The following is a 290-nucleotide window of genomic DNA, read 5'->3' as shown; positions in this document are numbered from 1 at the left end:
CTGCGGCCCATGCGGCGAGCCACGCGCTCGCCGACGGTGCGGCCCACTTCGGTGGAGCCGGTGAAGCTGATCAGCGGGATGCGGCGGTCGTCGACGAAGCGCTGGGCCAGTTCGATGCCGGCGTCGTTGATCAGGAAGAAGATGTCCGGGAAGCCGCCGGCGCGCAGGGCCTCATTGCAGATCTTCATCGACGCGATCGCGGTCAACGGCGTTTTGTTGGACGGTTTCCAGATGCAGATGTCGCCACAGATGGCCGCGAGGAACGAGTTCCAGGCCCAGAGCGCGACCGG

The 290-nt window shown here is 66.6% G+C and carries 1 protein-coding gene; it reads right to left on the bottom strand.

Annotated features, from left to right (window positions below):
- The coding region (locus FLQ44_RS21180) for an aldehyde dehydrogenase family protein (RefSeq protein ID WP_147695959.1) at positions 1-290 on the bottom strand (290 nt) is incomplete at both ends.

Origin of the sequence: Vogesella mureinivorans, from assembly GCF_007644035.1 — a bacterium.
In the GTDB taxonomy this organism is placed as follows: domain Bacteria; phylum Pseudomonadota; class Gammaproteobacteria; order Burkholderiales; family Chromobacteriaceae; genus Vogesella; species Vogesella mureinivorans.
This window is presented reverse-complemented; position numbering and strand designations above follow the sequence as displayed.